At 63.5% G+C, this 23,095-nt stretch carries 26 protein-coding genes and 1 tRNA gene; 7 read left to right on the forward strand and 20 right to left on the reverse strand.

All coding sequences use genetic code 11. From position 1 onward, the window contains the following. The first annotated feature begins 70 nt into the window (after positions 1-70). Positions 71-146 (forward strand) — tRNA-Asn (locus REA38_RS02000). 56 nt (positions 147-202) lie between these two features. Here REA38_RS02000 and REA38_RS02005 read toward each other — a convergent pair. Further along, positions 203-643, reverse strand: coding sequence for a DMT family transporter (locus tag REA38_RS02005; RefSeq protein ID WP_060430574.1), 441 nt, complete (start codon positions 641-643; stop codon positions 203-205). A 16-nt stretch (positions 644-659) separates the two neighbouring features. Then, the gene (locus REA38_RS02010; RefSeq protein ID WP_033654908.1) at positions 660-1,178 is read right to left on the reverse strand and encodes a GNAT family N-acetyltransferase; all 519 of its coding nucleotides are present in this window, start codon (positions 1,176-1,178) and stop codon (positions 660-662) included. A gap of 38 nt (positions 1,179-1,216) precedes the next feature. Between REA38_RS02010 and REA38_RS02015 the strand changes: the two genes are divergently transcribed. Next, a complete protein-coding gene (locus REA38_RS02015; protein ID WP_060460796.1) occupies positions 1,217-1,786 on the forward strand; it encodes an XRE family transcriptional regulator in 570 nt (189 codons plus the stop codon). A gap of 13 nt (positions 1,787-1,799) precedes the next feature. Here REA38_RS02015 and REA38_RS02020 read toward each other — a convergent pair whose 3' ends face one another. From REA38_RS02020 to REA38_RS02030, 3 genes are all read right to left on the reverse strand, one after another. Continuing rightward, complete coding sequence (locus REA38_RS02020; RefSeq protein WP_060425948.1) at positions 1,800-2,093, reverse strand: DUF2623 family protein; 294 nt, start codon at positions 2,091-2,093, stop codon at positions 1,800-1,802. Positions 2,094-2,223: 130 nt separating this feature from the next. Beyond that, positions 2,224-2,811 (reverse strand): nitroreductase family protein, encoded by a 588-nt coding sequence (locus REA38_RS02025; protein ID WP_103829645.1) that lies wholly within the window; start codon positions 2,809-2,811, stop codon positions 2,224-2,226. A gap of 69 nt (positions 2,812-2,880) precedes the next feature. Beyond that, positions 2,881-3,777, reverse strand: coding sequence for a LysR substrate-binding domain-containing protein (locus REA38_RS02030; protein ID WP_033635169.1), 897 nt, complete (start codon positions 3,775-3,777; stop codon positions 2,881-2,883). Between the two features lie 115 nt (positions 3,778-3,892). Here REA38_RS02030 and REA38_RS02035 point away from each other — a divergent pair, with 115 nt between their 5' ends. Together REA38_RS02035 and REA38_RS02040 are read left to right on the forward strand one after the other, a co-directional pair. Continuing rightward, positions 3,893-4,528: a flavodoxin family protein gene (locus REA38_RS02035; protein ID WP_043147649.1), complete on the forward strand. Its 636-nt coding sequence runs from the start codon at positions 3,893-3,895 to the stop codon at positions 4,526-4,528. 130 nt (positions 4,529-4,658) lie between these two features. Next, the gene (locus REA38_RS02040) at positions 4,659-5,768 is read left to right on the forward strand and encodes a glycosyltransferase family 9 protein (RefSeq protein ID WP_033647916.1); all 1,110 of its coding nucleotides are present in this window, start codon (positions 4,659-4,661) and stop codon (positions 5,766-5,768) included. Here REA38_RS02040 and REA38_RS02045 read toward each other — a convergent pair. Both REA38_RS02045 and REA38_RS02050 read right to left on the reverse strand, forming a co-directional pair. Further along, positions 5,698-6,915: an O-antigen ligase family protein gene (locus REA38_RS02045; RefSeq protein WP_308884775.1), complete on the reverse strand. Its 1,218-nt coding sequence runs from the start codon at positions 6,913-6,915 to the stop codon at positions 5,698-5,700. The genes REA38_RS02040 and REA38_RS02045 overlap by 71 nt on opposite strands. Then, entirely contained in the window at positions 6,893-7,801 is a 909-nt protein-coding gene (locus REA38_RS02050; RefSeq protein WP_060421735.1) for a hypothetical protein, read from the reverse strand. The genes REA38_RS02045 and REA38_RS02050 overlap by 23 nt, the downstream gene beginning before the upstream one ends. Before the next feature lie 304 nt (positions 7,802-8,105). Here REA38_RS02050 and REA38_RS02055 point away from each other — a divergent pair, with 304 nt between their 5' ends. Further along, positions 8,106-8,348, forward strand: coding sequence for a hypothetical protein (locus tag REA38_RS02055; RefSeq protein WP_033635174.1), 243 nt, complete (start codon positions 8,106-8,108; stop codon positions 8,346-8,348). A gap of 10 nt (positions 8,349-8,358) precedes the next feature. On the opposite strand, the gene REA38_RS02060 is transcribed toward REA38_RS02055, so the two are convergent. Next, a complete protein-coding gene (locus REA38_RS02060; RefSeq protein ID WP_308884778.1) occupies positions 8,359-8,988 on the reverse strand; it encodes an alanyl-tRNA editing protein in 630 nt (209 codons plus the stop codon). 85 nt (positions 8,989-9,073) lie between these two features. On the opposite strand from REA38_RS02060, the gene REA38_RS02065 reads away from it, so the two are divergent. Then, complete coding sequence (locus REA38_RS02065) at positions 9,074-10,009, forward strand: LysR family transcriptional regulator (protein ID WP_308884780.1); 936 nt, start codon at positions 9,074-9,076, stop codon at positions 10,007-10,009. Here REA38_RS02065 and alkB read toward each other — a convergent pair. Next, positions 9,992-10,639 (reverse strand): DNA oxidative demethylase AlkB, encoded by a 648-nt coding sequence (gene alkB, locus REA38_RS02070; RefSeq protein ID WP_033635177.1) that lies wholly within the window; start codon positions 10,637-10,639, stop codon positions 9,992-9,994. The two genes, REA38_RS02065 and alkB, sit on opposite strands and share 18 nt — an antisense overlap. Before the next feature lie 139 nt (positions 10,640-10,778). Here alkB and rarD point away from each other — a divergent pair, with 139 nt between their 5' ends. Further along, a complete protein-coding gene (gene rarD, locus REA38_RS02075; protein WP_033647922.1) occupies positions 10,779-11,657 on the forward strand; it encodes an EamA family transporter RarD in 879 nt (292 codons plus the stop codon). A gap of 1 nt (position 11,658) precedes the next feature. Here the strand turns inward: rarD and dhbA are convergent, their stop codons facing one another. The 11 genes from dhbA to citC all read right to left on the reverse strand — a co-directional run bounded on the left by dhbA (position 11,659) and on the right by citC (position 22,810). Beyond that, on the reverse strand, positions 11,659-12,417 hold the full coding sequence (gene dhbA / locus REA38_RS02080; protein ID WP_060421746.1) for a 2,3-dihydro-2,3-dihydroxybenzoate dehydrogenase: 759 nt from the start codon (positions 12,415-12,417) through the stop codon (positions 11,659-11,661). A gap of 100 nt (positions 12,418-12,517) precedes the next feature. After that, complete coding sequence (locus tag REA38_RS02085) at positions 12,518-13,708, reverse strand: isochorismate synthase MenF (protein WP_041035836.1); 1,191 nt, start codon at positions 13,706-13,708, stop codon at positions 12,518-12,520. A gap of 189 nt (positions 13,709-13,897) precedes the next feature. After that, a complete protein-coding gene (locus REA38_RS02090) occupies positions 13,898-14,590 on the reverse strand; it encodes a 4'-phosphopantetheinyl transferase superfamily protein (protein ID WP_308884781.1) in 693 nt (230 codons plus the stop codon). Between the two features lie 161 nt (positions 14,591-14,751). Further along, the gene (gene agp / locus REA38_RS02095; protein ID WP_308884782.1) at positions 14,752-15,981 is read right to left on the reverse strand and encodes a bifunctional glucose-1-phosphatase/inositol phosphatase; all 1,230 of its coding nucleotides are present in this window, start codon (positions 15,979-15,981) and stop codon (positions 14,752-14,754) included. 135 nt (positions 15,982-16,116) lie between these two features. Further along, a complete protein-coding gene (locus REA38_RS02100; protein WP_033635183.1) occupies positions 16,117-17,580 on the reverse strand; it encodes an anion permease in 1,464 nt (487 codons plus the stop codon). A 25-nt stretch (positions 17,581-17,605) separates the two neighbouring features. Beyond that, a complete protein-coding gene (citG, locus tag REA38_RS02105) occupies positions 17,606-18,490 on the reverse strand; it encodes a triphosphoribosyl-dephospho-CoA synthase CitG (RefSeq protein WP_308884784.1) in 885 nt (294 codons plus the stop codon). Next, a complete protein-coding gene (citX, locus tag REA38_RS02110) occupies positions 18,471-19,019 on the reverse strand; it encodes a citrate lyase holo-[acyl-carrier protein] synthase (protein WP_060436473.1) in 549 nt (182 codons plus the stop codon). Before citX ends, citG begins: the two co-directional genes overlap by 20 nt. 3 nt (positions 19,020-19,022) lie before the next feature. Next, complete coding sequence (gene citF / locus REA38_RS02115; RefSeq protein WP_004940815.1) at positions 19,023-20,528, reverse strand: citrate lyase subunit alpha; 1,506 nt, start codon at positions 20,526-20,528, stop codon at positions 19,023-19,025. Next, positions 20,528-21,448: a citrate (pro-3S)-lyase subunit beta gene (gene citE, locus REA38_RS02120; RefSeq protein WP_047571400.1), complete on the reverse strand. Its 921-nt coding sequence runs from the start codon at positions 21,446-21,448 to the stop codon at positions 20,528-20,530. The genes citF and citE overlap by 1 nt, the downstream gene beginning before the upstream one ends. Then, entirely contained in the window at positions 21,432-21,740 is a 309-nt protein-coding gene (gene citD / locus REA38_RS02125; protein ID WP_019452464.1) for a citrate lyase acyl carrier protein, read from the reverse strand. Before citD ends, citE begins: the two co-directional genes overlap by 17 nt. Continuing rightward, complete coding sequence (gene citC / locus REA38_RS02130) at positions 21,740-22,810, reverse strand: [citrate (pro-3S)-lyase] ligase (RefSeq protein ID WP_004940809.1); 1,071 nt, start codon at positions 22,808-22,810, stop codon at positions 21,740-21,742. The genes citD and citC overlap by 1 nt, the downstream gene beginning before the upstream one ends. Positions 22,811-23,095: the final 285 nt, after the last annotated feature.

Genomic DNA, 23,095 nt, shown 5'->3' on the forward strand with positions numbered 1-23,095 from the left:
GAGCGCGTCGGGCGTTTTCACGCTTTACAAGCCGCAACCACCCCGCTATTATTCGCCCCGTTCACACGATTCCTCTGTAGTTCAGTCGGTAGAACGGCGGACTGTTAATCCGTATGTCACTGGTTCGAGTCCAGTCAGAGGAGCCATATTTAGAGAAGCCCGCTCAGGGAAACCCGAGCGGGCTTTTTGCTTTCTGCCGCCGTCAAAAGCTGCGTTTCGCCACCAGATAGGCGCCCGCCACCAGCAACAGGGCGCCGACCAGCGCCGGCAGATTGTCGCGCAGCGCCGCCGGGCCGGCGCGGTAGACGTCCACCAGCAGCCCCATGCACAGCTGGCTGGCGACCAGGATCGAGATGGTGGCCGCCGCCCCCAGTTTTTGGTAGCCCAGGATGCCGGCGAACACGAACAGCGATCCCAACAGCCCCGGCAGCAGCATCCACCACCTGGCGGCGCCGGTCACTTCCGCCACCGCGCCGAGGCCGTTTTTGGCCAGCAACAACCCCACCAGCAGCAGCAAACCGACGCTGGAGTTGATCACCAGCGTGATAAGGATGGTCGAGACGCTTTCGGTAATGCGCACCATCAGCAGATTCTGCACCACCAGCCCCATTCCCGCCGCGATCAGCAGCAATAGCATATTCATCGCCCTGTCTCCAGGATCAGCGCGCCGGCGGCGCCGTTCGCTCGTCGAGCGTCAGCTGCAGGAAAGTCAGATCCAGCCATTGGCCAAATTTGGCGCCCACCTGCTCCATGCGCCCCACCTCGCGGAACCCGAGCGCCAGATGCAGCTTAATCGAGGCCTGATTGCCGGATTCGATACCGGCCACCATCACGTGCTTGCCGATCTCCCGCGCCCGTGCGATCAGGGCGATCAACAGCGCTTTGCCAATCCCTTCACCGCGATGCGCCTGATGGACATACACCGAGTGTTCTACGGTATGGCGATAGCCGTCCCAGGCGCGCCAGTCGCCGAACGACGCGTAGCCGATCGCCTCGTCCGCGCCGTTCACCGCCACCAGCACCGGGTAGCCCGCCGCCTGCCGTTCGCCGATCCACGCCGCGCGGTTGGCCGCATCTACGGTTTGTTCATTCCAGATGGCGGTGCTGTTCAACACCGCGTCGTTATAGATGGCGGCAATCGCCGCGCTATCGTTGAGCGTCGCATTTCGTATAATCATGGTTTACCCCGGCCAATTGTCCACTATAATACTACGATATGAATATTAAATTAGACAATCTAAATCAGCTGATCGGCGCACGCATTCGCCTTGAACGCGAGGCGCGCCACTGGTCGCTGTCCGATCTGGCCGAGCAGGCAGGCGTCTCACGGGCGATGGTTCATAAGATCGAGCGCGGCGAGAGCAGCCCGACGGCGATGCTGCTGGCCAGGCTGGCGGGGGCGTTCGGCCTTAGCATGTCCAAGCTGATCGCTCGGGCGGAAACGCAGGAAGGCCGGCTGCTGCGCCGGGAAGATCAGCCGATCTGGGTCGATCCGGAGAGCGGCTACGTGCGGCGCCACGTTTCGCCGCGCACCGATCTGCCGCTCGATCTGGTGCGTATCGAACTGCCGGCCGGCGCGACGATCCCGATGCCGGCTTCGGTGTATGCCTTTAAGCGCCAGCTGATCTGGGTTTTATCCGGCGAGTTGGTCTTTGTGGAAGGTGACGCGCGCCATGTCATGGCCGAGGGAGACTGCCTGGAGCTCGGCCCACCGGCGGACTGCCGCTTTGAAAACCAGAGCGATCAACCGTGCGTGTATATGGTGGCGGTGCTGAGCGCCGCCTGATGCCCCGCCCGCGCTAGCCCTGCGTCGGCCGGTTATAGCCGGCGCGGAAAAACTTCTCCGCCAGCCGGCTGTCGCCGCCGGAAAAGAACTCGCTCATCGGCTCACTGCCGAGGCCATAGGCGCGGCTCAGCTGCCCGGCTTCGAACGCCGCCCGGTTCTCGTCGCCGCAGCGCTGTGCCAAATGGTGCGCATAGCCGAGCACGAAGCCACGCTTATAGTCGGAGCAAAAGCGCGACAATTCCGCCTCCGGCTTCAGACTCTCCGCCTTTAACCCCGCCAACAGCCCTTTGCCAAAATGGTCACCCACGGTTTCCTCCTCATTACGCCATCGCTATATAACAAAATATACAGCGAATGAGCGAACGAGAACATACTCCCTAAGTTTTACTCGCCGCATAAAAAAGGCCCGCCAAGCGGGCCTCGGCGAGAACGGGCAATCACAGCGTGAAATTCAGCCCTTCGCTGACGGTCTTGCCCAGCGGCAGGCGGCCCGACGGCGCCTCTTTTTCCTGCAGGAAATCTGGCAGGCGGGCTTTGTCGCCCGGTTTGCCGATCGCCACCATGGCGTGCACCGCATAGTCGTCCGGCAGCTGCAGCGCCGCCTTAATCTTGTCGTGGTGAATTCCGCTCATGCAGTGGGTCAGCCAGCCTTTCAGGTGCGCCTGATGCGCCAGGCTGGCCCAGGCGGCGCCGGTATCGAACGCGTGGGTCGGGTTGTCCATCAGCCGTTCGCCGTTCAGGCTGGTGGTTTTGGAGACGATCACCACCAGCGCCGAGGCGTGCTGCGCCCAGCCGCGGTTGAAGTCGATCAGGAATTCCAGGTAGTTCTCCCAGCTGTCGGAACCGTGCTTGCTGTAGGCAAAGCGCCATGGCTGAATGTTGTAGGCCGAAGGCGACCAGCGCGCCGCTTCAAAAAAGCTCAGCAGCGTTTGGTCGTCGATGGTGTCGTTGGCCATCGCGCGCGGCGACCAGCGTTCGATAAATTGCGCATCAATCGGATAATCGGAAGTTCTTGGCTGGCTCATGATAGGTTCTCGCAGTGAAGTAAAAACAAAAGTTCGCTGATATTCCCACAGCTTAGGACGATAAAACTTTTATTTCGTGCCATTGCCCTGCGGCAGTTCCTGCTGCAGCCAGGCGAGAAACGCCCTGACCGGCGGATGCCGCTCGCGCCCCGGCGCGCACAGCACGCTGTACGCGGCGCCCGGTACGCGCACCTCCGGCCGGTACGCCACCAGCAGGCCGTTGTCCACCATATCGGACACCATCACCGAGCTCGCGAGCACCATCCCCTGCCCGGCCACCGCCGCCTGCAGGGCGTAATGCTCCTCGTGATAGCTGCGCATCGCCGCATGGCGCTGCCACCAGTCCACGCCGGCGGCCAGGCACCAGTCGCGCCAGCCGCTGTCGTACAGCGCCGAATCCCCCCATTTGACGGTGATCAGCACCGGGTTTTCCGGCTCGGCGGCGGCCAGCCCCGGCGCCGCGTAGACGCCAAAGCTTTCCTCCAGCCGCGCCGTCTGATGCAGCGCAGGATAGTGCGCGCGGCTGTAGCGCACCGCCACGTCCACGCTGGCGTCCTGCTGCAGATCGATCACCTCGGCGCAGGCCTCCAACCGCACCAGATAGTGCGGGTAGGCCTGGTAGAAACGCCCCAGGCGCGGCACCAGCCACAGCGCCGCGAAAGAGTGCGTGACCGAGACGCACAGCGATCCGGTGCTGGGCTGCGGCCGCAGGCCCTCGAGCGTGGCGGCAACGTCCAGCAGCGCGCCGTGCACCCCGGCAAACAGCGTTTCGCCTTTCGGCGTCAGCCGCACGCCGCGCGGCACCCGCTCGAACAGCGCAAACCCCAACTGCTGTTCCAGCGCTTTGATCTGGTGCGAAATCGCCGTCGGCGTCACCGCCAGCTCGGCCGCCGCCAGCTTGAAGCTGCGCAGGCGAGCGGCAGATTCAAAGGTGCGTAATGCGTTGACGGGCAGCGTGGCGAACATGGCGAAACCTCTAGAGATGAGTTGAGCTCATCCTGGCAGAAAAGCCGTCATTTGTCGCCTGCCACTACTTGTTTCTAGAGTAGGACTGAATCCACTTCATACCGAGGAACATGACATGAATACAACTCATCAATCCAAACGTCTGGTGGTGTTGGTCGGCAGCCCGCGCCGCGACGGCAATAGCGCCACGCTGGCGCAGGCGATTCTGGCGGGCGCCGCCGAAGCCGGCACGTCCGCCAGCCTGCATTTTCTCGATGATTACCTGAGCGGTTTTCTGAGCGATGAACGCCACACGCCGCCACCGGCCGATCGCTACGCCGAGCTGTTTCTGGAGCACTTCCTGCCGGCCGACGGCGCGGTATTCTGCACGCCGATTTACTGGTACGGCATGTCGGCGCAAACCAAGGCCTTTTTCGATCGCTCGTTCAGCTTCTATTCCAATGCCTACCCTCAGGCGGAACAGGTGCACCAACGCATGAGCGGCAAACGCATCGGGCTGGCGGTGGCGTCGGAAGAAACCTACCCCGGCGCGGCGCTGGGCATCGTGCATCAGCTCCAGGAATTCAGCCGCTACACCCATTCCTCGTTCGTCGGCGTGGTGCACGGCGCCGGCAATCAGCGCGGCGAGATCGCCCGCGATCCGCGCAACCCGCTGCAGGCCGCCCGCGAGTTGGGGCGCGAGTTTTTCACTCGCCCCTATTCGGATTATCAGATGGACAGCCCGCGCAGCACGCAGGTGTGGGAGGAGTAAGCGCGGCGCCCGGAGGCAATTGCAAGTCTGTCGCAATCTGTTGCGGGCCATTGGCCCGCCGTTGCCGCGCTTGTATGATACGACGCGGCGCCAGACGGTGGCCGCCGATCTCAAGCGGAAGCGAACTGCAATGTCTAAACAGTGGAAAATAACGGCGGCCAACGCCGGGCTGCGTCTCTATACCCGCATCGCGGGCAATTTCCGGCCCGTAGCAAGCTTCGATCCGCAGCAATCCTTTGAGCGCATCGTGATTTTCTCCACCAGCGCCCTCGGCGATCTGATGTTCAACACGCCCGCCATTCGCGCACTGTGCGAACGCTATCCCGACGCGCAAATCACGCTGGTCTCCAGCCATAAAAACCGGCAGCTGGTCGAAGGCAGCCCCTGCTTTCATGACGTGATTTACTGGGACCACAAGGCCAAAGACATGTTGGGCGTTATCCGGCGCCTGCGAAAAAACCGGCCTCAGCTGGCGGTCATCCTGCACTCGAAGGCGCCTTACGATGTGCTGGTCGCCATCGCCGCCGGCTGCCAATACCTGTTCAAAGACATTTATGGCAACAAACCGAGCGGCATGGAGCGCTGGCTGACCGGCGTCAGCCGCAGCACCGGCGGCCATTTGATTCAGCGCAAGCTGGATATGATGGGGCAATTGGGCTGCCGCACCGATAACCCGGCGATGTTCATTCCCGTCGCTTTCCCTGCGCGCGCCAAACCGGCGGGCAAGATCCTGATCGGCTTTCAGATGGGCGCTTCCGAAACGCTGCGCCGCTGGCCGGTCGACCACTTTGTTCAGCTGGCGCAACGGCTGCTGGCGCACTCTCCCGACTGTCAGATCGAGTTGATTGGCAGCAAGGCGGAGCACAGCCTCGAGCGGGAGTTTATGGCGGGTTTGAGCGAGGCGCAGCAACAGCGGGTAGTAAGCCATATCGGCGCGACCACGCTACCGCAACTGCTGGCGACGATCGCCAATCTGCAGGTACTGGTGACCGGCGATACCGGCCCGCTCCACCTCGCCGTGGCGTTGAAAACCGCCACCGTCAGCCTGTTCGTCACCGCTAACCCGCGGCATACCGGCCCCTATCAGGACAGCGAACGGCATCAGGTGATGCACGTGCCGGTTGACAGCGCCGCGCTGAGTGCCGCTGAGCGACGCCAACCGCTCAGCATCATCGCGGCGGAACAGGTGCTGGAGAAGACGCTGGCGGCGCTGCCGTCCGCACAGTCCCGATCCGTTTAGGCTGCGACAGCAGCAACGCCAGCGGCAGCCAAAACAGGGACCAAAACTCCGCCGGATTGGCGATCACAAACATGCCCTGCGAACTGTAAAATACCAGCATAAACAGAAACAGGCCCGCCTCCCAACGCCGCCCTGCGCGCCAGTGCGCGATGGCGAGCCGCGCGCCGTATCCCAGCAGCGCCAGCAACAACAGGAACCCCACGCAGCCGCCCTTCAGCAACGCGCCAAGGTACAGGCTGTGCGTGGTGTGGTTCAGCTCGCCGGTGTAATTGAGAAAGTTAAGCTGCTTATCAAAGCCGTAGCCGAAGAACGGCGCCTGTTCGATCAGCGCCAAGCTGTGGCGCCAGATGCTGATGCGAACAAAGCTCTGTTGATACAGCTCGCCAAAACGCGTAAGCAACATTTCGCCGATCGCACTGTAAACGACGGCGAGAACCACAGCCAGCGCGCCGGGCAACAGAAACCACAGCCATCGTCCCGGCCGGTGTCGATAAGGCATCGCCACCACCACCGCGAACGCCAGCGCGATCAGCGGGCCGCGGCTTTGCGTCAGCACCATGAACGCCAGCAGCGGCGGGATAAAGCACAGCGCCGCTTTTTGCCCGGTATCGCGGAAGATCATCAGGCTCAACAAAATGGCGATGGCGGCGTAACCGGCCAGATCGATCACGTTGCTCGGCCCCGGATTGCGGGCGGTGGTTTCCCGCAGATGATAAATCGACGGGGCGTCGACCAGCGTCAGATACAGGCACAGCGCCGTTATGCCGGCCAGCATCGCCCACTGCAGTTGATGACGCCGCTCACCGTCTAGCAGCGTCACCAGCCAGGCGAGATAGAGCAGGATATAGGCGCTGTGGGTCAGGGCCGACTGCATGTCACCCGGCGTCTCGCCCCACAGCGCGCTGAGGGAATAATAAAGCAAAAACATCAGCGCCAGCCCGCCGCCCCAACGCGCCTGACGATTGATCCACAGCTGCCGCCGCAGCGGCGGCCAGGTGAACACGGCAGCCAGCCACAGCAGCGCTGCCAGATGAAACAGGTTGTTGACGCGGGTCTGCCCGCAAAAGATCGCGCTTAAAAATGCGAAGGCTAAAAACAGCGCGCTGCCGAGGCGATAACACCGCTCAGGCTTGCTGAAAGTAAACATTGCCGTCCACCTTCTCGAAGATATCGCTGCCGATAGCGCTGTGCGGGGAAAGGTTTTTTATCGCGATCTGCTGTTTTTGCATGACCGCGCCGGCATGCCGAAAAGCGGGGATCACCAGCGACTCCACTTTGTCCGACAGGAACGTCGGTAACCGATCCTGCTCCGTTTCGTAAAAGCGCGGCTGGTGGAAGTTGTTCATGTCCAACCCGGCGATAAACAGCTGCCTGAAGCCGAGATAGGCGATGATTTGCAGCGCCCAATAGGCCACGGTGCCGGCATCGAAAATGCCACAGCGGATATCCTGGCTGAAGCCGAGCGTGCGGTTCGCGATGCAAAACTCCACCCCGTTTTCCCGGCAGTAGTGATCCCACAGCGCGCCGCTGTCGATCCGGGGACGGTAAATCTTGCAGGCCGCGTCTTCGACAATCGCCAATCGGCAGCCGATCGCCGCCTGTCCAAAACGATCGAGAATGCGCGCCACGCCGTGCACGGTGGTGAACAGCGTCAGCGCTGGCCGTTGAATGACATCGCGCACGATCTCCGGGCGGTTATCGATAAACCCCATGTCCACGATGACGTAGAAGTGAAAATCCACCTGCCGATGCAGGCAATAGGCGCCGTTGACCCCGATCGCGGGCATGGCGGGAATATTTTCGAAACGCAGCGCCTTCACCGACGGGCCGGTAGCCGTCAACAACGCCGGCCCCCGGCAACTGTTGCGCAGTTCGCTCAGCGGGACGATCGGCACCGGCCGGTGCTTGTACCATAAGGCGGCGATTTCACCGCCCTCGCCGCGCGCAATCTTCACGTAGGGCCAGAGGTTTTCGTTATGCCGATAAGGGCGCGCGTGGGAATAGCGGTAGATCTGCTTAAAAAAAGAGCCCATGGTGGCGATGTCCTGTCCAGAGTGCGTGACGATACCTACAGAGGCATCTTTCTGTATGCTCAGAATTTAAAAACGTGTCAGCACTGGCCAGGCCGCACAGCGAGTATCTAAATATTCGTTTAGTGAGGCAATTTTTGTAATTTGAATTATTAGTCAGCGTAGCGGCAAGAAATGTGTCGAAGTGTTATTTGAATGAGGAACTGTTGCCGTGCGTAAAAATACCGTGAATGGCGGCAGCGCCGCCGCTTGGCATTGATGGGGTTTTGTTATAACGTATCATAACTTTAGCCAAAGGAAGACGACGATGAAAATCCAGCTGTCTCTGCTGTTTCTCTGCCTGCTGGCCGGCAAGGCCGCGGCGTTTCAGTCGAAAGTGCCCGAACCGCGCCCGGAACAGGCGCGCGCGGCGGAACAAAACATCGAAAATCTGTTTTATGGCTTTCACGCCATGGACGCCCAGCCGGTGAACATCGGCAGCTGCGCGGCGGTGCCGGTGGCGGGATGCCAATGCGCGTTCTGCACCCAGCTGCGGCAGGCCGGGCGCTGAAGCCCCTTATTCAACCCAGCTCATACTGCACGATCAGCTGCCCCTTCTTCATCTTTACGCCGGTGATCGCGATCGCGCCCACCTCGCCCAGCGCGGCGACATGGGTGCCGCCGCAGCCGTAGGCGGGCAGTTCGCCGAAACCGACCTGCCGCATCCCGTCCACCGCCTGTTGGCGGCGTGGCAGATCGGCGGCTATCAAGCGCGCCAGCTCCGCCTGCAAAAAGTCCGCTTCTATCGTCTGCGCATCCGGCCCTGGCGTAAACGTGATGCGCCCTTCCCCCGGCCAATGATGCGCCTTGACCGGCCGCCACCCCCGGCTTTCGCCCAGCCAGCCGATCAGATGCCCGCCGGAGTGCCAGCGGGCGTGCAGGCGGCGCTGCGCTTCATCGACTTGCAGCGTGACCGGCCCGATCGGCAGCGGCGCGGCGGTAAAGTGCAGCACGGTATCCCCCTGCTGCTGCACCCGCAGCACGGCGGCGACGCCTAACGTCCCCACGTCGGACGGCTGGCCGCCGCCCTGTGGGTGGAACAGCGTGGCGTCCAGCTCTATGGCGTAGGCGCCCGCCTCGGCCGGCGTACAGCTCAACACCTGCGCCTGGCCCTGTACATCGTCGCTGTAGTAATAACGTCGTTCGGTCATCATTTTTCTCCTCGGTTCGAAGAGCCATTATATTCATGTCATAATCGATGGATAATCCGCCGTCATCACAATGGACCTTTGCGCCATGAGCACAAATCTTTCTTACGCGCTGTTGCCCGAAATGGCCGTTTTCGTTCAGGTGGTAGAGAGCGGCAGCTTTTCCGCCGCCGCCCGCAAGCTGGATACTTCGCCTTCCGCCGTCAGCCGCAGCGTGGCAAGGCTCGAACAGGCGCTGGCGCTGCAGCTGCTGCACCGCACCACCCGCAAACTGCGGCTGAGCGAAAGCGGCGAAGAGGCGTATGCGCACTGCCGCACCCTGTTGGCGGCCGCCGATGCGGTTATGGCGATCGGCGGGCGCGGCGCCGCGGAGCCCGAAGGATTGGTCAGCATCAGCGTGCCCAAGGCGGTGGGGCGCTTCGTGCTGCATCCGCACATGCCGGAGTTCCTGCGCCGCTACCCGAAGGTGGACGTGCGGCTGCGGCTGGAAGATCGCTACATGGATCTGATCGACGATCGGGTCGATCTGGCGCTGCGCATTACCGATCGCCCATCGCCCGGGTTGATCGGCCGCCAGTTGATGAGAATAGACCATCTGCTGTGCGCCACGCCGCACTACCTGGCGCAGCACGGCACGCCGCAGCACCCGCACGATCTGGCGGCGCACAGCTGCATCTATCTGGGCGAAACGCCGAGCGACGCGCAATGGAAGTTCCGCCGCAGCGGCAAAACGGTGACGGTCAACGTGCGCGGCCGCTACGCCGCCAACCACACCGGCGTGCGGCTGGACGCGGTGAAACAGCATATCGGCATCGGCAGCCTGCCGTATTTTACCGCCCGCCAGGCGCTCGATGACGGCGAGATCGTGCAGGTATTGCCGGCGTGGGATTTCCTCAGCAGCTATCACGGCGGCCTGTGGTTGCTTTACGCGCCTAACCAGTATCTACCGCCCAAACTGCGGGTGTTTATCGACTATCTCGTCGCCTGCCTGGCGCAGGAGCCGCAGCTAAAGCGCCTTGCGTAGCGTGATGTTGATGCGGTGCGGCCCCACCAGCGAGTGGTAGCCTTCCTTGACCGGCAGGATGCCGTGAAAACAGAGCCGCGATGGGCCGCCCCACACCACCACGTCGCCGTGCGCCAGCGGGATGCGCCGCGCCCGGTCGCTGCGTTGCAGGCCGCCGAACTGAAATACCGCCGGCAGCCCGAGCGACACCGAGACGATGGGGGCGCCGAAGTCGTGCTCGTCTTTATCCTGATGCAGCGACAGCTTGCTGCCCGGATCGTAGCGGTTCATCAGACAGGAATCCGGCACGAAGGGGCCGAATCCCGCCTGCTGCGCGGCTTCGTCCGCCAGCGCCATCAAGATCGGCGGAATGGCCGGCCAGCGTTTGCCGCTGCGCGCGTCGCGTTCCGAATAGCGGTAACCGCGGCTGTCGCTGGTCCAGCCGTTGCCGCACCAGCTCATCGCCACCGACATCACGTGCCCGCCGGGCGTGGTCAAATGCCGCCACGGCACCTGGGCGACGACGCCCTGCACCGCCGCCAGCAGTTCCGGCCCGTGATCGCGCACGAAGCCGTGCATCACCACCGCGCCGGGGGCGATCTCTTCGCGCCACGGCGGCGGCAGCGCGTCTTCAAAAAGATCGATTGTCATCGCCAAAACCTGTATGAATACACAGTAATCATTGTAACCCGCCGCCGCCGATTGTCCAGCGCCCGGCAACGCCATTGTCGTTGGCGGCAAATTTCTCTACAGTAGCCGCCATAAAATCAATCACTCACCAGGAATGCGTGTGATTAAGGGCATCACTCTTTCGGTCGTCGCCTCCATCTTGTTCGGCGCGATGTATTACTTCACCTCTACCCTCACCCCGCTGAACGGCGAGCAGGTCTACGGCTGGCGCACGCTGCTGACGCTGCCGTTCCTGACGCTGTTCATGGCGCTGTCCGGCGATTGGCGCAAAGTGGGCGACACGCTGGGCTGGATCGGCCAACGGCCGCAGCGTCTGCTGGGCCTGCTGCTCACCTCGGCGCTGCTGGGGGTGCAGCTGTGGTTATTCCTGTGGGCACCGCTGCACGGCAAGGCGCTCGACGTATCGCTCGGCTATTTTCTGCTGCCGCTGACCATGGTGCTGGCGGGCCGTTTGATCTACCGCGATCGGTTGTCGCTGCTGCAAAAGCTGGCGGTGGCGTGCGCCATGGTGGGGGTGGGCAATGAGCTGTATCAGGCGGGCGGCGTCTCGTGGCCGACGCTGGTGGTGGCGCTGGGCTATCCGCTCTACTTTATTTTGCGGCGGCGTTTCGGCACCGACAATCTCGGCGGGCTGTGGTGCGAGCTGGCGCTGATGCTGCCGGCGGCGGCCTGGTTCGCCTTCGGCGACGGCGGCGCGGCGGCGTTGCCGACCAATGCCGAGCTGTATTGGCGCATCCCGCTGCTCGGCGTCATCAGCGCCGTGGCGCTGGTGTGTTACATCCTCGCCAGCCGCCTGCTGCCGTTCAGCCTGTTCGGCCTGCTGAGCTATGTGGAACCGGTGCTGCTGGTGATCGTCGCGCTGCTGCTCGGCGAGAGCATCGGCCAAAGCGAATGGCCAACCTATCTGGCGATCTGGCTGGCGGTGCTGCTGCTGGCGGCGGAAGGCGCGCAGCACCTGCTGCGCCGCCAGCGGGTCTGACTCAGGCGGCCAGCGTGGCGCCGCCGTCGATCACGATATCCTGCATAGTGATGTGGCTGGCCAAATCGGAGGCCAGGAACAACACCGCATTGGCGATTTCGTCCGGGCGGGCGATTTTGCCGAGCGGGATCCCCAGCTTGAACATCTCGGGGAAACCGGCGATGGTGCGTTGCTGCGCATCGTCGGTCTGCCACATGCCGCGCTGCATCGGCGTGTCGGTCGAGCCCGGCGACACCAGATTGCAGCGCACGCCGAACGGCGCCATCTCCAGCCCCACACAGTGGTTCAGGCTGGTCAGCGCCGCCTTGGAGGCGCAGTAGGCCGCCATCTGCGTGCGCGGCACGTGCGCGGCGTTGGAGCCGATGCTGACGATCGCCCCGCTGCGCTGCGCCTTGAAGTGCGGCAGCACGGCGCGGAACAGGTAAAACGCCCCCGAGGCGTTGACGTTGATGCACTGATGCCAGTCATCCACGCTCAAATCTTCGGTATTGCCCATGCGCAGAATGCCGGCGGCGTTGACCAACACGTCCAGTTTGGGGTTCTCCTCCAGCTGTTGGCGGCACACCGCCTCCACCTGCTCCGGCCGGCTGATGTCCAGCGTCACGCAGGGGTAAGGCAGATCCGGGTTGGCGAACTCGCGGTCAAATCCCACCACCTCGGCGCCCTGCGTCAAAAAATGCCGGGCGATCTGCTCGCCGATGCCGCGCGCCGCGCCGGTCACCCACACGCGTTTGCCGGTGAAATCCATCTGAATGCTCATGGGCGCACCGCCATCCTGGCGCACAGCCGGGTCATGTTGTTGTTCATCGTTGTCTCCTGCGAAAGCGTATGACGCGGCGCGCACTGCGCCGCAAAGAGGCCTACAGCGCGCCGCTGTTCAGGCCGAAAGCGTTGAGCATGGTGCCCAGTTTGGCGGCGGTTTCCATCCACTCGGCCTGCGGCGTCGAGGCGGCGACGATGCCCGCGCCGGCGAACAGCCGCACCCGGTTGCCGCGCAGCAGGCCGCTGCGGATGACGATCGCCCACTCGCCGTCGCCGTTGGCGTCGCACCAGCCGACAATGCCGCTGAACAGGCCGCGATCGTGCGGTTCCAGATCGGCGATCAGTTGGCGGGCGCTCTCGGTCGGGAAGCCGCACAGCGCCGGCGTCGGATGCAGCAGGCAGGCCAGCTGCATCACGTTGAGATTCGGGTTCAGCAATTCGCCGCGAATGCGGGTGGACAGGTGCCACATGGTGCCGGTGCTGAGCAGCGACGGGCCGCTGGGCACGCTCAGGCTGGCGCACAGCGGCGCCAGGTGACGGCGAATGTCGTCGATCACCAGCTTGTGTTCGTATTTGTCTTTGGTCGAGCGCATCAGGCGCTCGCTGCCGAGGCGATCCTGCTGCGGATCGTCCTGACGGCGCGCCGAGCCCGCCAGCGGATTGGTGTGGATCTCGCCGCCCTGCTTGCGGATCAGCAGCTCCGGGCTGGCGCCGATCAGCACGCCGCCATCGGCCAGCGGCAGGGAAAAGTGGTAACCGGTCGGGTTCTGCACCATCAGGTTATTGAGGATCTGGTGGCCCGCCACCGGCTGCTCCAGCTCGATGTCGAGGATGCGCGACAGCACCGCCTTGTCCAGCTTGCCTTGTTTAAAGCGGCTGACCGCTTCCGCCACCGCGTGCTTGAAGCGCGGCTCGTCCGGAATGCTGGTGCAGGCGGCCAGGCGATGCGGCTGTTGCAGCATCGGGCGCGCGGCGCGGGTAAAGCTGTCGTTGGCGACAAACTGTAAACTTTCAGGCACGTACAGGCTGGAAGGCCGGCGCGTATCGAACGGAATGGCGCCCACCACCACCGGCGTCTCCTGGCCGGCGGCTTTGGCGCGCGCCAACGCCTGGCGGATATGCTGCGCCAGCGCGCTGCCTTCCTGCTCGCCACCGAACGCCGGCGTCTCGATACGCTCGAACACGCCATCGGCGGAGAGGGAACGGAATTCGGACCGGTACAAAAAGGTCGATTGTTCGGCGTACACAAACCCGGGGAAGGTTTGGTTTTCTGTCGTCAGTGTCGCCACAAGACCACTCCTTTGTTGCGCCTTACCAATGATAATGTTTATGCGAATAATTATCATTAGCTGTAAAAGAAGGATAAATTACACCGGATCCCCAGCGTGGGTCAATCTCCGATGAATGAATCTTTCCGCCCGCCGCGGCAAACCTGCGTTACGGCAAATAAAGAAATAACACACTGTTATTATTGGGTTTTAGCAAAAGATAAAAGTCGTGACATCGTCACCTTCACGCCAAAAACGCCCGTTAAACCGGCGGCCGGCGGGGCAATTTGGCGTCAACGTCTTAAGCAACGTTAATACAAACGTCTGCCGCTGCGCATCCACGGCGACCATGCGCGCATCGAGAAAATCGAAGTAACAGCGCACCTGCGGATACAGCGCCTTGAACAGGCTCTCTTTGGCGGAAAACGTCAGCGTCAGCAGTTCGTTGAACGGCAGCGTCTCGCGCAGCAACGCCTCGCGCTCCGCCGGGGAAACGATCGCCCCCCACAGCTCCTCCGCCCGCACGTCGGAGAGCAGCGTCTCCACATCCAACCCAACGCCGCCCAGCCCGCGCTCGCGGTGCACGGCGCACAGCGCGGTATCCGAATTATGGCTCAGCGCCCCGGCGATGCCCGGCGGCCACTGCGGCGCGCGATCTTCGCCGCGCGCCAGGGTGAAGTCGGCAAAACCGAGCGGCGCCAACAGTTGCCGCGCCAGAACACGCCCGGCCAGATACTCCGCGCGGCGCTTCGGCACCGCGCGCGCCAGATGATCCGGCAGTGCAAAACCCGCCTCGGGAAAACTGTCGTCGCGATACTCCGCCAGCGCAAAATGGCAGCGCGCCACCTGGCCCGGATAGCCGTCCGGCGTGAAAAATTCGATATTGCGGATAAAAGTGGGCAACGGCGGTATCCATGATAAGCAGGCAGGCTGATGATGTTAGCCCCCGAAACGGCCTGCAACAATGACCCTGGGCAAAATAAATGGCGTTAACGCCTGCACGGCGGCGCATTAGCCGGGGTGGGGAGAGGCCTCTCCCCCGCGCTCGGGAGAGAGGCTGGGCATTACAAGATGCCTTTCATGGTCTTTTCGAAATCGCTCCAGGCGCAGAAACCGTCCTTGTCGATCGGGCAGCCTTTCAGCGCCAGCGTCACGCGCTGCGGCGGGGTTTGCAGCGTCAGCGGCGTCGCCTTGCGCAGTTGCTCAGTGGACTGATAGACGTACTCGATCTTCAGCAATTCACGGTCGTTCTGCGCGTCGCGCCAGCGCTGGAACACCAGTTTGCCGCCGATCGGCGTTTTCTCGTACTGCTGCGGCAGCTGATACGGCTGGAACTGCATGGCCGACAGCAACGAGGCAATATTGGAATCGTGGCCGACCAGCACCGTCAACTTCGGCGCGTCCGGTTTGCGCTCGCCGAGCAGCGCATTGTTGATGTAGGTCAGCAGCGGCTTGGCGACGTTCTGCGCCACCACCGGCGAGGTGAACAGCGAATCCTGATAGCCGTCTTTCAGCTGCGCCAGCTGCTGCCACTGATGCGGGGTGGCGATTTTGCCCCAGGCCACCTCTTTCATCGGAAAACCTTCGTAATACTGCAGCATAAAGGCGTCCACCAGCGAGTTGCCCACCCGCAGCGGGCCGGAGACGCCCGGCTCTTTGCCCGGCACCGCGCTCATCACGCTGGCTTCTTTGCTCAGGTCACAGTGTTTGTCGGTCTTGCAGGCGGCGGAATCCTTGTAGTCGATGATCTTCGCCAGCTGTTGGTAAGAGGCGTCCAGCTTCAGCGATCCCAGCGCGGCGTTCATCGCCGCCAGCGCCTGCTGGTTGAAGGCTTCGCTGGTGTCGGTGATGATCGGGTTGAAGGTCGGATCCATCTCGCCCATTTTGTCCTGATGATGCACGCCGACGTCGCAGCCGGGGAACGCGCCGTTGCTGAAGAACTGCGCGGTGGCGACCGTGCGCTGCAGGCTGTTGGCGTAGACGTACACGCTGCCGTCGGTCGGGCAGCCTTCTTGCGGCAACAGGCCGGTCTGCTTCAGCCAGGCGTTGAAATAGTGCCCCATATACACTTCCAGCACCCCGCCCTTGGTGGTCAGTTGGCCGCCCGGCGTTTCCCAGGCCGGCCAGGCCTTCGGCGTGGACTGCGCCAGCACGCTGCCGTTGTTGGCCAGCGGCGCGCGCAGGTTATGGCGGCTCATCACCAGCACCTGTTCCAGCTGATAACCGCCGGCTTCCGCCAGCGCGTTCCCGGTGAATAGCAAAGGCAGGCACAGCAATAACGTTTTTTTTCTCATCCGCAGAGGCTCCCGGAAAATGATTATTTTTAAGGTGTTAGCGTTTGCCCGAGTATGATGGCGGGGTTAGTGTGACAGGGTTCACGGGAAAGGATCGTAACCGCGGCCACCGGGCGGTGGCCGCGTGGCTTCAACTCAGTACCACAGGCTCATTATCGGCCAGCCGATCAGCAGCAGCGCGGCAATGTACACTACGCCGAGAATGCCGCCCAGGCGCCAGTAGTCTTTCGACTTCACGTAGCCGCAGCCGTAGATGATCACCCCCGGCCCGGTGGCGTACGGCGTCAGCACGCCCATGATGCCGATCGACAGCACCAGCAGCATCGACAGCTGCTCCATCGGCACGCCCGGCAGCCCTTTACCGACCGCCAGGATCACTGGCAGCATGGTGGCGGTGTGCGCCGACAGGCTGGCGAACAGGTAGTGGGCGAAGTAGAACACCAGCACCAGCGCCACCACCGTCATGTTCGGCGAGAAGCCGTCCAGGTGGGTGCTCATGGTCTGGGCGAACCAGTCGATAAAGCCGGAGCGCGTCAGGCCGTTGGCCATCACCACCAGCGTCGCCAGGTTAACCAGCGTGTTCCAGGCGCTGGAGTATTTGGTGATCTCTTTCCACGACACCACGTGCAGCGCCAGCATCAGCGACACCGCCAGCAGGCACACCGCGGTGGCGTCCAGCACTTTGCCGCCGAACACCCACAGGCACAGGCTGAGCAGCACCAGGCCGATCAGGGTGTATTCCTTGCGCGTCAGCTTGCCCATTTCCCCCAGCGCGGTATCCGCCCAGGCGGCCACTTCGCTGCTGTGGGTCACGCCCGGTTTGTACAGGTAGTAGGAGATCAGCGGCGCAACGATCAACAGCAGCAGGCCGACCGGCAGGAACGCCAGGAACCACTGCATCCAGCTGATGTGCACCCCGGCGATCTTGCCGACGAACTCGATGCCCAGCACGTTCGGCGCGGCGCCGGTGACGAACATCGAGGAACTGATGCTGGTGCCGACCACCATCATCCACATCAGGTAACCGCCGATGCGGCGTGAAGAGGGATCGTTGGGGAAAGAATCGAACAGCGGCGGCAGGTTTTTCACCACCGGGAATACCGTGCCGCCGGTGCGCGCGGTGTTGGACGGCGTGAACGGCGCCAGCAGGATATCGATGATCACCACCGCATAGCCCAACGTCAGCGTGCGCTTGCCCATGAACTTCACCAGGAACAGCGCGATGCGCCGCCCCAGCCCGGTGGCCTCGTAGCCCAGTGCGAAGATAAAAGCGCCGAACACCAGCCAGACGGTGGTGCTGGAGAAACCCGCCAGCCCCCATTTCAGCGCCTCTTTACCGGCCTTGAAGCCCGGCTCCGCCAGCTCCTGCGCGCCGAACAGCACCCAGTTGGCGCTGAGCACGCTGACGGTCACCGCGATAAAGCTGATGGCGGTGGCCGGTATCGGCTCCAGAATCATGCCGACGATCATCGCCACAAAGATGGCGAAGTAGTGCCAGGCCTGCGGCGGCATGCCGTCGGGCACCGGTATCAATAACAGGATCGCGAGCACCGCCAGCGGCGCTATCGCTTTCCAGATCTTTTCCTGGGTTTGGGACATAGGGACTCTCCTGAAGGCTTGGTTATTATTCTTGGGCACCCAGCTGCGCCAGCAGCCAGGTCACTATCAACAGGTCGGCGCTGCCGCCGGGGCTGAGGTTGCGAGCGATGCAGTCGGCATCGAAGCGCCGCAGGCGCGCCAGGCCCGCTTCCCCCGCCGAGCCGCCCTGCGCCAGCAGCAATGCCGCCCGGCGCCGCAGCCAGCGCAGCCCGTGCAGGCCGCCGCGCGAGGCGACGTTGGTGTCGTCGTTGTGGGCCATCAGCCACAGCAGGCTGTCCAGCAGCGCCCGCTGTTCGTCGCCGCCGGCGGCCAGCCGTTGCCGATACAGCGGCAGCGCGCCGTCAAGCACCAGCCGGAAACCGGCCTCCGCCTCGCCGCGCGCGCCGCTCAGCCCGTACGCGGCGAACAGCCGCTGGCCGGCGGTCTGCCCGGCGTTGTTGCGCCGCAGCTCGCGATCCACCAGCCCCCGGCACATCGCCGCCACCTCGGCGCACAGCGCTTCGGCGACGATGGCGCGGCCCTGCTGCTGCAGGCGGCCGAAGGCGGTGCACAGCAACCCGAGCGAGAACACGCTGCCCTTGTGGGTGTTAATGCCGCCGGTGGCGCGAAACATCTGGTTTTCGCAGGCCAGGCCGAGCGGCCGCAGCCGCGCCAGCTGCTGCTCTGCCGGCAAAGTGGCGTCTTCGCGCCCGCGTTGGATAAAGCGCGGCAGCCACACGCCGATGGCGCGGGCGCTGCGGTAGAAGTGCCCGAGATCCATATCGCAGTGGGCGCCGGTGTTATGGCGATCCACCAGCCCCGGTTTGGGCGTAAGATTGACCTCCACCAGCAGCGCGCGGAAAGCGGCGCGGGCGAAGTCGCAGGCCGGTTCGGCACGGTGGGCGGGCAGGTTAATCGGCAGAGATCGCATCGTTGAACATCCTTTCCATTTCATGCAGCAGCTGCTCGCTGCTATGCCGCCGCTGGCGGGCGCAGATCTTGGCCGGTTGGCCGCACAGCAGGCAGCGCCGTTCCGGCAGGCCGATGTCGCGGCGCGACAAAATGCGCCCCTGCGTATCCAGCACGTCGATATCCCACAGCCGGCCGATCGGGCGGCTCACCTCCAGCTGCATGGCGCAGTCCTTCACCCGCTGGGCATCGGCGCGCAGCGCGACAAAGCCTTCGCAGCCGGTGGCGAGCGCCAGCGCCTCGGCCTGCGGGCTGGGCCAGCCCTGTTCGGCGCACAGCCGCAGCAACGCCGCCCACCCCAGGTTGAAGATGCCGCGCGTCAGCGCGCTGTCCTTCACCGGGCCGGGCACCACCAGCGTCAGCACCAGCAGCGTGCACTGGTGCTGCGCCAGCCATGCCTGCTGGCGCGCCTGGCGGCATTCGCGGCTGGTGAGCAACTCCGGCAGGCTGACCGCGCGTTCGGCGGCCAGTTGGGGATCGACGGCGGCCATCGGCTACTCCGCCACCTGATGCACCACGTCGATCACCGAGCCGTCGCGGTAGCGCACCACCGCCACCACCTTGTCGGTAAAGGCGATCGGCTGCGGTTCGCCGGTCAGCTGCAGCGCGCGGGCGCGCAGCCAGTCGATGCTCACCACCTCAAGGCCGGCCTCCCGCAGGCGCTGCGCCAGCTCCGGCCGCGCCGGGTTGACGGCGATGCCGTGGTCGGTCACCAGAATGTCGATGCTGGAGCCCGGCGTGACGCAGGTAGTCACCTGCTCCACCAGCGTCGGGATGCGCCCGCGCACCAACGGCGCAACGATGATCGCCAGCCGCGCGGCGGCGGCGGTGTCGCAGTGGCCGCCGGACGCGCCGCGCAGCACGCCGTCGGAGCCGGTCAGCACGTTAACGTTGAAGCCGGTGTCGATTTCCAGCGCGCTCAGCACCACCACGTCGAGCCGATCGACCGACGCGCCCTTGGAGCTGAAGTTGGCATATTGGTTGGCGCTGATTTCGATATGGCGCGGGTTGCGCGCCAGCGAGGTCGCCGCCGCCCGATCGAAGCTCTGCACGTCCAGCAGCTTGCCGATCAGCCCTTTCTCGTGCAGATCCACCATGGTCGAAGTGATGCCGCCGAGGGCGAACGCGGCGCGAATGCCGCGGGCGCGCATCTTGTCCTCCAGGAACCGGGTCACCGCCAGCGAGGCGCCGCCGGTGCCGGTTTGCAGCGAGAAGCCTTCGGTGAAGTAGCCGGAACCGGCGATCACCTCGGCGGCGCGGCGGGCGATCAGCAGCTCGCGCGGGTTCGAGGTCATGCGCGTGGCGTCGGCGCCGATCTTGTCGGCGTCGCCCACCCGCTCCAGCTGCACGATCAGATCCACCCGATCCTGCGCCAGGCTGGCGGGATGATGCGGATACGGCACCAGTTGCTCGGTCAACAGCACCACGGTGCCCGCCGCCTCGGCGTCCACCCGCGCATAGCCGAGCGAGCCGCAGCAGGCTTCACCGCTGTAACCGTTGGCGTTGCCGAACTCATCGCAGGCCGGCACGCCGAGGAAGGCCACGTCTATCTTCAGCTCGCCGGATTCGATCAGGTTGACCCGGCCGCCGTGCGAGTGAATTTGCACCGGCTCCGCCAGCAGGCCGCGCGAAACCGCGTCCGCCAGCGGGCCGCGCAGCCCGGAGGTGTAAATGCGGCTCACCACGCCGTGGCGGATATGCTCAACCAGCGGCGCATGGCAGTCGGTCAGCGAGCTGGACGCCAGCGTCAGGTTGCGGAACCCCATCGCCGCCAGCGTCTCCATCACCTGGTTGAGCGTCAAATCACCGCCGCGAAACGCATGGTGGAAGGAAATGGTCATGCCGTCCTGCAGTCCGCTGCGGCGCACCGCTTCCTGCAAGGAGTCGCACAGCTTGAGATCGCGCGGTTTGCGCGCCTGCAGATTGGCTTTGGAGACGTCCTGATAGCCCGGCAGATCCGCCGGGTTGGCGAAGGTCATCAATCGTTGTTGGCGGTTCATCATGCTTCCTCCCCGTGCTGCGCCGGTTCTTCCCGTAAGCCGGACAGCGCGGCGCGCTCCAGCACCAGCCGGGCGCGCTCAATCACCGGGCTGTCGACCATTTTTCCGTTGAGCGACACCACGCCGCGCCCTTCCCGCTCCGCCGCTTCGGCGGCGTCCACCACCCGCTGCGCGTGCGCCACCTCTTTGGCGGTCGGCGCGTACAGGTTGTGCAACAGCTCAATCTGGCGCGGGTTAATCAGCGATTTGCCGTCAAAGCCGAGCTGTTTGATCAGCGCCGCTTCCTGCACGAAGCCGGCCTCGTTATTGGCGTCGGAATAGACGGTGTCGAACGCCTGAATGCCGGCGGCGCGCGCCGCCTGCAGCAGCGAGCAGCGGGCGAACAGCAGCTCAATGCCCTCCGGCGAGCGTTCGGTGCGCAGGTTGCGCACATAGTCTTCCGCCCCCAGCGCGATGCCGATAAGCCGCGGCGAAGCGTGCGCGATCGCCACCGCGTTGGTGATGCCCTGCGCCGATTCGATCGCCGCCAGCAGCCCGGTGCTGCCGACCGGCCGCCCGCAGGCCGCTTCGATGGCGGCAATCTCGCGCTCCATGTCGACAACATCCTGCGCGCTGTCGGTCTTCGGCAGGCGCACAATGTCCGCGCCGCCGCGCACCACCGCCTGCAAGTCCGCCAGGCCGTAGGCGGAGTCGAGCGCATTGACGCGCACGATGGTTTCCACCTCCTGGTACAGCGGGTGCTGCAGCGCGTGGTACACCAGCCGGCGCGCCGCGTCTTTTTCACGCAGAATCACCGAGTCTTCCAGATCGAACATCAGCGCATCGGCCTGGTAGATAAAGGCGTTGCTGACCATCGCCGCGTTGGCGCCGGGGACGAACAACATGCTGCGGCGCAGCCGGGTTTTATTCAGCGTTTTCATCTTTCGCCTCCCACGGCAGTTGGCCGCCCTCGCAGGCGCGCATCAGCGCGGTTTCCAGCCGGGCGCGCAGCACGCAGTCCAGCGCGCCCTTGTCGTCGACGATCACCTGCACCGGCTCCACCTCATAGCGCTGCAGCACCTCCAGCAGGGTGTGGCGGATCGCCGCGCCGAACTGTTTTTCCACGCTGCTGGCGATCAACAGATCGTGCTGCGGCCCCTCGGCGGGCGCGATGCGCACCATGACATCGCTGGATTCCAGCGTGCCGGCCATTGCTTCTCGGATAATTTTCATCATTCACCTGATTGTGCGGACTCAAAAGGATGCGGGGCCGCCTTGGCCCGGCGCTGCGTTTGCAGATCCTGCAGGTAGTACAGGGTGTCCGGCGGCACCAGCGGCGCGGCGGCGTGGAAGTCCCCCGCCGCCAGCAGCTTGCGCACCCAGGAGGCGGAGATCGCCGTGCCCTGATATTGCAAACGCTCGATTTCCACCAGCGCGATCGGCGGGCTGGGCAGCGCCGGCGTTTCCAGCCAGTAGCGCATGTCGCGGTTATATTTCGCGGTCACCGCGCAGAATGGCTCGTTGCCGACGAAGCGGTGGGTAATGCCCAGCGCGGGCGCCAGATACTGGCGGAAGATCTTCAGATCGATTTCGGTGTAACAGTCATCGGCCACGCCCTGATCCTTGATGAAGTAACAGGGGAAGGTGGCGCGCGAGATCACGTACTGCGAGCCTTCGTGTACCGTGAGGTTGGGAATATCGGCGGTGCCGGCCAGCACCAGCCGGCGGCGGTCTTCATAGCTGAAGCGCGAGGTGTTTTCCTTCACCAGAAACAGGTGCAGCCAGTCGCAGCGTTTGGCCGCCTGACGCACCAGATACTGATGCCCGCGGGTGAAGGGGTTGGCGTTCATCACGATGCTGCCGATGGTGTCGCCCGGCCGGCGCTGGCTCGCCAGCTGGGCGGCGTAGCGCTTCAGGCGGCACGGGCTGTTTTCCATCAGCACCACGATGCCCGGCACGGTGGCGATCGGGTAGAAACCGCACTGGCGGAACAGCGGCTCGTTCTGCACCTTGGTGTAGATAAACAGCTGAGTGTGGTGGCGCTCGTAGGCCAGGTTCACCAGCTCGGTCGCCAGCGCCAGCGCCAACCCTTCGCCGCGCATCAGCGGGCTGATGGCGACGCATTTGATAATATTGTCGGCGATGCCGCCGCAGGCGACCAATTTGTCGTGCTGGGTAACGGTAATAAATATTTCAACCGTGGTGTCGATATTCAGATCGTTACTGCGCAAGAAGGCGCTTATTTCCGAAATCGCTTTATGATCCGATCGCTTTACCCGATTAAATACGGCATCGCCTAACATAACACGCTCTCTGGGTTAACTGGCAAACAACAAATTAAATACAAAAAGGCATTTTAATTAACATCAGCAAGGGTAATTAAAACCTTAAAAACCATGCAGATAAACGCAACTTTGCGTTCGATAAATTAATGGTAAACAGAAAAAAAACGCCGATTATTGACCTATTTCACAAACCGATTCCGGTTAATAAGTTATTTAATGTTCTTTATTTGCTTAATTAATCTTATGGTGTTTATTATTGAGATAATCTTTATTTGGCGCCGCAATTTACTTACATTCATTTAG

This window comes from Serratia sp. MF1(2023) (assembly GCF_030954545.1).
GTDB lineage: Bacteria > Pseudomonadota > Gammaproteobacteria > Enterobacterales > Enterobacteriaceae > Serratia > Serratia sarumanii.

Bases quoted from the DNA above. Each gene is read 5' to 3' on its own strand.
- citC (WP_004940809.1), bottom strand. From the start codon at position 22,810: ATGTTAGGCGATGCCGTATTTAATCGGGTAAAGCGATCGGATCATAAA.
- REA38_RS02055 (WP_033635174.1), top strand. From the start codon at position 8,106: ATGAAAATCCAGCTGTCTCTGCTGTTTCTCTGCCTGCTGGCCGGCAAG.
- REA38_RS02100 (WP_033635183.1), bottom strand. From the start codon at position 17,580: ATGTCCCAAACCCAGGAAAAGATCTGGAAAGCGATAGCGCCGCTGGCG.
- alkB (WP_033635177.1), bottom strand. From the start codon at position 10,639: ATGACAATCGATCTTTTTGAAGACGCGCTGCCGCCGCCGTGGCGCGAA.
- REA38_RS02035 (WP_043147649.1), top strand. From the start codon at position 3,893: ATGAATACAACTCATCAATCCAAACGTCTGGTGGTGTTGGTCGGCAGC.
- citF (WP_004940815.1), bottom strand. From the start codon at position 20,528: ATGAACCGCCAACAACGATTGATGACCTTCGCCAACCCGGCGGATCTG.
- citX (WP_060436473.1), bottom strand. From the start codon at position 19,019: ATGGCCGCCGTCGATCCCCAACTGGCCGCCGAACGCGCGGTCAGCCTG.
- REA38_RS02065 (WP_308884780.1), top strand. From the start codon at position 9,074: ATGAGCACAAATCTTTCTTACGCGCTGTTGCCCGAAATGGCCGTTTTC.
- REA38_RS02030 (WP_033635169.1), bottom strand. From the start codon at position 3,777: ATGTTCGCCACGCTGCCCGTCAACGCATTACGCACCTTTGAATCTGCC.
- citE (WP_047571400.1), bottom strand. From the start codon at position 21,448: ATGAAAACGCTGAATAAAACCCGGCTGCGCCGCAGCATGTTGTTCGTC.
- citG (WP_308884784.1), bottom strand. From the start codon at position 18,490: ATGCGATCTCTGCCGATTAACCTGCCCGCCCACCGTGCCGAACCGGCC.
- REA38_RS02005 (WP_060430574.1), bottom strand. From the start codon at position 643: ATGAATATGCTATTGCTGCTGATCGCGGCGGGAATGGGGCTGGTGGTG.
- agp (WP_308884782.1), bottom strand. From the start codon at position 15,981: ATGAGAAAAAAAACGTTATTGCTGTGCCTGCCTTTGCTATTCACCGGG.
- REA38_RS02015 (WP_060460796.1), top strand. From the start codon at position 1,217: ATGAATATTAAATTAGACAATCTAAATCAGCTGATCGGCGCACGCATT.
- REA38_RS02050 (WP_060421735.1), bottom strand. From the start codon at position 7,801: ATGGGCTCTTTTTTTAAGCAGATCTACCGCTATTCCCACGCGCGCCCT.
- citD (WP_019452464.1), bottom strand. From the start codon at position 21,740: ATGAAAATTATCCGAGAAGCAATGGCCGGCACGCTGGAATCCAGCGAT.
- REA38_RS02025 (WP_103829645.1), bottom strand. From the start codon at position 2,811: ATGAGCCAGCCAAGAACTTCCGATTATCCGATTGATGCGCAATTTATC.
- REA38_RS02040 (WP_033647916.1), top strand. From the start codon at position 4,659: ATGTCTAAACAGTGGAAAATAACGGCGGCCAACGCCGGGCTGCGTCTC.
- dhbA (WP_060421746.1), bottom strand. From the start codon at position 12,417: ATGAGCATTCAGATGGATTTCACCGGCAAACGCGTGTGGGTGACCGGC.
- REA38_RS02045 (WP_308884775.1), bottom strand. From the start codon at position 6,915: ATGTTTACTTTCAGCAAGCCTGAGCGGTGTTATCGCCTCGGCAGCGCG.
- REA38_RS02060 (WP_308884778.1), bottom strand. From the start codon at position 8,988: ATGACCGAACGACGTTATTACTACAGCGACGATGTACAGGGCCAGGCG.
- REA38_RS02010 (WP_033654908.1), bottom strand. From the start codon at position 1,178: ATGATTATACGAAATGCGACGCTCAACGATAGCGCGGCGATTGCCGCC.